The organism is Robinsoniella sp. (genome assembly GCF_034124845.1).
In genome coordinates, this window is the sequence record NZ_JAWYAJ010000232.1 from 1 (window position 1) to 6,327 (window position 6,327).

General features: G+C 42.3%; 5 protein-coding genes. All 5 read right to left on the reverse strand.

The window, feature by feature from the left end:
- The coding region (locus ACH2DQ_RS11365; protein ID WP_395026790.1) for a DUF4080 domain-containing protein at positions 1-1,301 on the reverse strand (1,301 nt) is incomplete at its 3' end.
- Positions 1,302-1,675: 374 nt separating this feature from the next.
- Positions 1,676-3,409 carry an oleate hydratase gene (locus ACH2DQ_RS11370; RefSeq protein WP_394913832.1) on the reverse strand — a complete coding sequence of 578 codons (1,734 nt, stop codon included), beginning with the start codon at positions 3,407-3,409 and terminating at the stop codon, positions 1,676-1,678.
- 234 nt (positions 3,410-3,643) lie between these two features.
- Positions 3,644-4,219 carry a TetR/AcrR family transcriptional regulator C-terminal domain-containing protein gene (locus ACH2DQ_RS11375; protein ID WP_394913831.1) on the reverse strand — a complete coding sequence of 192 codons (576 nt, stop codon included), beginning with the start codon at positions 4,217-4,219 and terminating at the stop codon, positions 3,644-3,646.
- Between the two features lie 17 nt (positions 4,220-4,236).
- Positions 4,237-5,997 (reverse strand): ABC transporter ATP-binding protein, encoded by a 1,761-nt coding sequence (locus tag ACH2DQ_RS11380; RefSeq protein WP_394913830.1) that lies wholly within the window; start codon positions 5,995-5,997, stop codon positions 4,237-4,239.
- Positions 5,994-6,327, reverse strand: a 334-nt coding sequence (locus ACH2DQ_RS11385) for an ATP-binding cassette domain-containing protein (protein ID WP_395026792.1), incomplete at its 5' end; no start/stop codon positions are given. The genes ACH2DQ_RS11380 and ACH2DQ_RS11385, both read right to left, overlap by 4 nt.

A 6,327-nucleotide genomic window follows, 5' to 3' on the forward strand; every position in this document is an offset into this window, starting at 1 on the left:
AGCTGTTCATACATCTCATAAGCAGACCCAAATGCTTTTTCCAGAAAGCGAACCGTATGGGCAAATTGAAGGCTGTTATAATATACCTCTACCATCTCTTCCACTGCCTTTAGCTTTAACACTTCTTCATAAGAAAGCCATTTTGTACCCAGCACTTCATACTGGGGTCTGGTCTTATATTGAATTCCGTATTGTACCGCGTTCTGATGCATTTTTGATCCTTTTAACACCTTCAGAAAACCAAGCTGGAACTGATCCGGCTTCAGGGCATAGACATCATTAAAAGACCGGATAAAACGGTCATAATTTTCATAAGGCAGCCCCGCTATCAAGTCCAGATGCTGATGTATGTTCTTCCCCTCATGAATTCTCGCCACTATTTCCTTTAAAGCTTCAAAATCCATCACACGGTCAATTTCCCGTATGGTGTCCATATTCGTAGACTGTACACCGATTTCCAGCTGTACCAGCCCCGGGCGTAAAGTCCCAAGGAGCTGCAGCTCTTCCTCATTTAACAAATCCGCCGCAATCTCAAAATGAAAATTCGTAATTCCATTGTCATGCTCTTTGATATATTTCCAGATTCCCTGGGCATGTCTGTGGTTACAGTTAAAAGTACGATCTACAAATTTAACCTGGGGCACCTGATGGTCTAAAAAGAACTGTAATTCGGCCTCTACCAGTGAAAGGCTTCGAAACCGCAGCTTCTTATCAATGGAAGAAAGGCAGTAGCTGCAGGAAAAAGGACATCCTCTGCTGCTTTCATAGTAAACAATCTTATTGGCAAAATCCTTCATATCGCCGTACATAAACGGCAAGGTATCCATATCCAGAATGGGGTTGCAGGGATTTTGCAGAATCTCGTTCCGTTCATTGCGGTATGCTATCCCCCTGATCTTCTCAAGCTCACCGCCCTGCACATAGTACCTGGTCAGATCATAAAAGGTCTGTTCCCCTTCCCCAATCATGACCCCGCTTACCTGGGGATACGCTTCCAGAAACGTTACCGCATCAAAGGAAACTTCCGGACCACCTGCCCAAATCCTGGTATCCGGCAGTACTTTCGCCAGATCCTCTATCAAAATCTTCACAAATTCCAGATTCCAGATATAGCAGGAAAAGGCAATGACATCCGGTTTTTTCTTATAAATATCCTGCAGGATATCATCTGTATAATGATTTATCGTATATTCTGCAATTTCAATCTGCTCTTCAAACTCACTGGCGAAAGCCCGCAGGCTGTAAACAGCCAGATTAGAGTGAATGTATTTTGCATTGATTGCAGCTAAAAGTAACTTCATATTTTTATACCCCCAAATAACGCAAGCAGGCTTGTGCTATTCAAATATCAATAGTGTGAATTTTATTCATACCTTTTTAGTATAACATACTCAGATGGATTTTCAACTGGGAGAAACGACAAAAAATGAGGATTTATGCGGGTGTAAATTTACAACGGCTGGAATCTGCGCAAAATAGAAACAGGGCGGACAAATGTCCACCCCGAATTCTTTATATCCTATTTCTTCATATCTAATTCTATAAATTCTATTCTATAGATATCTATCCAATCATTATATAATCCATAAATGTCTATTCATAAATATCTAAGCCATAAATGTCTATTCCATAAATATCTATTCCATAAATATCTATTCCCTAAAAGTCTATTCCATTATCTATAAGCCGTCTTCAAAGCTACCGCCAGCACTTTCGGATTTTTCTTATACTGTGTAACCGGGCAGATTTTCTTGTTGATGCGCAGCAGTTTATAGATTGCAATTCTGGCAGCTCTCACCGAATATTCTTCTGTAAACACCATATCTTCCGGTATTTCCACAAACTGGCTGATCATAGCAAAATTAGTAGAGTTAGACGGCACTACTTTTGGTCTGTCTGTCATTTTTCTTGGTTCGAACTGAGAATCAATATATGGCATCATACATGGGATTACATTTACAACATCCTCCATAATCTCATCCATCTTGTCTTCAAAATGGAGATGATGAAGCAGCTCTGTCAATAATTCTTCTCCGGTACAGTCTCTCATAGCCTTAGGCACATAATCTCCCACTTTATCGGTATACAATCCGTATCCCCAGAAAATAGTCTGGTCAGCCGGCTGGTTTTTAAAATGAGGCTGTGCTGCTACCACGATGCTCATTAACCAGTTGGAATCTTTGAAAGTCATCAGAGCACCGCTCCCCGGTATATTCGTTGAGAATTTTTCAATCATCTTTAACAGCTTATTGCCTTTGCAGGTTACGGTAAAGCTTTCCCAGTTCGTCTCCTCCGGTTTTGTAAAGAATGGTGCCGGATTTCCAAGACCGTCTTTTTTAGCAGCAACTTTCTTCCAAAGTTCACCGGAAATCGGGTTTTCCGGTTTGTATGCCGCAGGTGTGCTGAAATCTCCAAGGGTTGCGCAGTCTGTCATACAGCCATTTGTCATAATACACAGATCCCCTTCTTTTAATTCCACTACACTTTCTTCTCCGTCTTTTGTAAGATGCATTGCGGTAGCCGTGATGGAATATCCTTCTGCAAAATCGATGTCCGTTACCGTTGCATTCGTAACGAAGTCCACACCATGAGCTTCCAGATAAGATCGTATGGGCAGGATAACGGAATCATACTGGTTAAACTGTGTTCTGGTCACACCTTCCAGTGTTTCAATTCTCGGGAATTCAAATATCATTCTTTCCATATAGCGTTTAAATTCGAATAAACTGGACCATTTCTGGAATGCAAATGTTGTCTGCCACATATACCAGAAATTAGTCTCGAAGAAATGCGGTGTATCTTTGAACCAGTCCAGGATCGTCATGTCATCCAGTTCGCTCTCCGGAGTGATCATTAATTTGCCAAGTGTCATACGGTCGTCATTGTTAAATCCCATACTCTTAACATCCTGGATCACACCGTCTTTATCGATCAGACGTGCCTTGGCATGAGTCGGATGGGCATGATCAAAGCTTAAAATCTCTTCCGTCACGCTCTTGCCCGGATACTCCAAGGATGGAATACTCTTAAATAATTCCCAGAAATTTTCATAGGTCTCTTCATTTAACATACGTCCGCCGCGGCATACAAATCCGCCGGCAGGTGTACCGATTCCGTCATTACTTCCTCCAAGTATGTGCATTCCTTCATAGATATGGATGTTTTCGCCCTTAAAGTGTCCGTCTCTGATTGCGTAAGCCGCTCCCGCCATGGAAGCCAGTCCGCCGCCTATAAAATGTATCTGTTTATCTCCATGGTCGATTTCTTCATTGAAGTCATATTCATAGTCTTCCTGCTTTTTGTCCTCTTCTTTTTGGTCTCTGGATTTTTTATAAGCAGTTGCCGCTACTGCTGCACCTCCTATAATCACACCTGTTTTCACTAATTTTTTCCATGTTTTTTTAGCCATAATCTTTACCTCATTTCTTTGATTTCCGGTTTGAATTTGCTGGTACCCCATTGATTCTTTTACTTTTAAATGCACAATGATGTACTGGTTTTCATTTATTATCTTTTATTGTTCCCTTATGGCTAAATTATAAAACAGGCAATTCAAAATGTAACTAGACATTTTGAACCGCCTGTCTAAATCGTGTTTCAATTCAGCTTCCCCATTCCTGGCAAAACGAATCTTAAATACGTTCTAATCAGTTTTCGTTGCAGCTGGTTCACTGCTGTATCGTTCATATGCAGCTTTTTCACTGCTTAAGACCAGCCCCTTCATAAACTTCACAAATACCCGTGGTTCTTCTTTCATGCCCCGCTTCATCCAGTCAATCACAATTCCGCAGGCTCCATGAGCAAAAAATCCGGCATAAAACTTCTTATCCGGCTTGGAGAGTTTTTCTCTCGTATCCAGCGCCTCTATTGCTTCTGTGAACAATTCCGTAGTCACATGATATAGATGTTCCTGGAAACTGTCCTGGGCGTAGCGGATGGTGTTTTGGTAGAAATAACTTTCCTCTTTCATTTTCTCCAGCATTCTGCACAAATGACCGTCCCAGTTGTCAAAATCAATTCCCTTTACCAGATCTGCAAAAATGTCCTGATAGTATACCCAGTTCAGAAGCTCGTATTTATCCTGAAAATGATAGTAAAAGGTCTGTCTGTTGTAACCGCTGACTGCCGTAATATCCGAAACAGCAATCTTATCAAAAGGCTTTTTTCTTGCAAGCTGTTTTAAAGCCTGCCCCATATCTTCTTTCGCATTTGATTCCATAATACCTGCCTCCCAGATCAAACATCCTGCTGAAACTGGCTGTTATAAAGCTCTGCATAAAATCCTTTATTTCGCAGCAATGCCTCATGATTTCCCTGTTCAATGATCGCACCGTTTTTCATAACCAATATAATATCCGCCTCACGTATGGTAGATAAACGATGTGCAACAATAAAGCTGGTTCTGCCCCGCATCATCTTCTCAAATGCTCTCTGTATTTTTATCTCTGTCCTGGTATCGATGGAAGATGTTGCTTCATCCAGAATAAGCATCGGCGGCAGGCAGAGCATTACCCTTGCAATGCAAAGCAGCTGTTTCTGACCCTGGGACAGATTTCCTCCCGCTTCTGATATGACCGTATCATAACCTTCCGGCATCCTTTTGATAAAACTGTGGGCATGTGCCGATTTTGCCGCTTCCTCTATTTCCTCTCTGGAAGCATCCGGTTTTCCATATGCAATATTTTCTCCAATAGTTCCGGATTTTAACCAGGTTTCCTGCAAAACCATTCCGTAATTCGTTCTCAGGCTGTCTCGTGTTAAGGTCATGATCGGGTGTTCACTTACGGTAATCTCCCCGCTGTCTACATCATAGAACCGCATTAACAGATTAATAATAGTAGTCTTCCCGCAGCCTGTTGGACCCACAATTGCAATTCGCTGCCCGGGTTTGACCGTAAGATTTAATCCTTCGATTAGTGGCACCTCCGCATTATAGGAAAAATGCACATTTTTAAGCGCCACATTTCCATTCACCATATCCGGTCTTAATTCTATTGCATCCGGCTGATCCGGTGTCTGGGGCTTTTCATCAATCAGTTCAAATACTCTGGAAGCGGACGCCAATGCATTCTGTAATTCCGTGACCACCCCTGAGATTTCATTAAATGGCTTTGTATACTGATTGGCATAGCTTAAGAAACACGACAGCTGTCCTACGGTGATCACTCCCCGGATAGCGGAAATCGCACCCACAATTCCCACTCCGGCATAAACCAGACCGTTTACAAATCTGGTCGCCGGATTTGTGATGGAGGAGAAGAAAATTGCCCTCAGACTGCATTTGCGAAGATCCTCATTAATAGCATTGAATTTCTCTTTTGCCTCTTCTTCATGGGAAAACGCTTTTACGATTCTTTGGTTTCCTACCATTTCTTCCACCAGAGAAGTCATTTCCCCACGGGTTTCCGACTGGAGTTTAAACATCGAGAAGGTCCTTCTTGCAATAAAGCTTGCCACAAATAGAGACAGCGGAGTAATCAGAACCACCACCAACGTTATTTTAAAGTTGACGCTCAGCATAAATAAAAGCGTACCCAGTATGGTTATGACACCTGTAAACAACTGTGAGAATCCCAATAGCAATCCGTCAGAAAACTGGTCTACATCAGTGATCACCTTACTGATCACTTCTCCATACTGATTACCGTCAATATAACGCAGGGGCAAAATCTCCAGATGTTCAAAAGCTTCTGTACGGATATCTTTTACCACATGGTAAGTAATCTTATTGTTGCACAGATTCATCAGCCACTGTGCCAGTGCCGTAGCCCCCACTACAATTCCAAACTTCACCAGAAGCGGCATGAGCGCAGCAAAATTAACCTGCTTCTTACCAACAATAAAATCAATGCCCTGCCCGGTAATCACCGGTGCATACAGCGTGAGTACTACGCTGATCACGGCAAAGATCAGAGACATAATGAGAAGATGTCCGTATGGTTTAATTAATTTTAATATTCTTTTTTCTGTTTCCCGGTTGTTTCCCTGTTTTTTCATGATTTACCCAGCTCCTTTTCTGAAAGCTGTGACAAACAGATTTCTTTATATACTTCACACGTTTCGAATAATTCAAGGTGGGTACCGATTCCGGCTACTGCGCCGTCATCCAAAACAATAATCTGATTTGCACCCCGAATAGTAGTAGCCCTCTGGGATACGATAAACACGGTCATTCCTTTTGTTTTATCAGTAATCGCCTTTCTCAGTTTTGCATCCGTTGCAAAGTCCAGCGCCGATGCACTGTCATCCAATATCAACACCTCCGGCTTTCCCACCAGTGCTCTGGCAATGGTAAGCCTCTGACGTTGTCCGCCTGAGAGGTTCTTG

Bases quoted from the DNA above. Each gene is read 5' to 3' on its own strand.
- ACH2DQ_RS11375 (WP_394913831.1), bottom strand. From the start codon at position 4,219: ATGGAATCAAATGCGAAAGAAGATATGGGGCAGGCTTTAAAACAGCTT.
- ACH2DQ_RS11370 (WP_394913832.1), bottom strand. From the start codon at position 3,409: ATGGCTAAAAAAACATGGAAAAAATTAGTGAAAACAGGTGTGATTATA.
- ACH2DQ_RS11380 (WP_394913830.1), bottom strand. From the start codon at position 5,997: ATGAAAAAACAGGGAAACAACCGGGAAACAGAAAAAAGAATATTAAAA.